Source organism: Mesotoga sp. H07pep.5.4, assembly GCF_003664935.1.
In the GTDB taxonomy this organism is placed as follows: domain Bacteria; phylum Thermotogota; class Thermotogae; order Petrotogales; family Kosmotogaceae; genus Mesotoga; species Mesotoga prima.
Window position 1 is genome coordinate 1 of record NZ_JFHM01000037.1, and the last position, 1151, is coordinate 1151.

Annotated in this window: 1 protein-coding gene; it reads left to right on the plus strand. The window is 44.0% G+C overall.

Annotated features, from left to right (window positions below):
• Positions 1 to 197: 197 nt before the first annotated feature.
• Positions 198 to 1151: transposase (locus tag Y696_RS13970; protein ID WP_147431794.1), on the plus strand; the 954-nt coding region annotated here is incomplete at its 3' end.

A 1151-nucleotide genomic window follows, 5' to 3' on the forward strand; every position in this document is an offset into this window, starting at 1 on the left:
AGAATAAGAGAGGCAGGGGATGCAAGATAAGTCCAGTTCTTGGTTATAGCCTGCGAGGCCCAGTTGGGCAAGAACATCTTGCATCCAGGAGTGTTCAGGAACGATAGTAGAATATCCGGAGCAGGAATGCTTCAGGACCAAAACAGCGGTAAACGAAACACTCAACAAACTGCCAAACAAGCAACGGAGGTGCAGTTATGGAGATAGTTGGAATTGATTGGGGAAGAAAGAAGCATTACTGTTATCTTTTGCACCAGGGTAAGAAGTTAGTTTTAAAGAACAAGGAAGAAGATTTTGCGAAGCTTCTGAAGATAAAGGAGGCGGTCTATGTTATTGAGGATGGCAATAACAGGATCGTCGATTATCTTCTAAGGAACAACAGGCAGGTGTACATACTTCCAAGCAGGAGATCGAGCGAAGCCAGGTCATTCTTCGTGATAGAAGGCAAGAGCGATTTCATTGATTCGAAGGTAATAGCGATGACCTATGAGCATAACCCCGAATGGTGTTTGCAAGTGAAGAGGGAAGGGATAGCTTTTGAGCTGGATGTACTGGTTGAAGAGAACGCTGTGATAAATGTATCTATGATGCAGGATATAGGAAGGCTGGATGCATACCTTGAAAGGTACTGGCCGGAGGTGAAAGAAGTTTTCAGTGGCACTTCCGCCAGAAAACTGGCGTTTATATCCATCTGTCCTACTGCAAAAGACTTTCTCTCAATGTCTGATAAAGAGATACTCCAGAAGCTTAAAGAGATGGGTTTCCTGATAAATAGCAATCTCAAAAGCAAGCTGAAGGAGCTCAGAAAAATCGCGCTTGAAAGATATGTGCCAGCTTCCATAAGGACATTGATAGTCGCTTTCTCAAGGTACGCTATGGAGAAAAAAGTGATGAAGGAAGAGATAGGCAAGCAGATGAAAGAAATCATTGAGGAAAGCGAATTCAGTGTGCTTCTCACCTTACCTGGAGTGGGAGTAATAATCGCCAGCCAGCTCATAGTTGCCTACCTAACACACAAGTTCAGTTCCTACAGAGACCTTCAAAGGTACGCGGGAACTACTCCGACTTACTATGGAAGCGGTAACAAGAATACCACCAAGATGAGAAGTAACTGCAATCACTATCTCAGAGGGACTCTTCATATAGCCAGT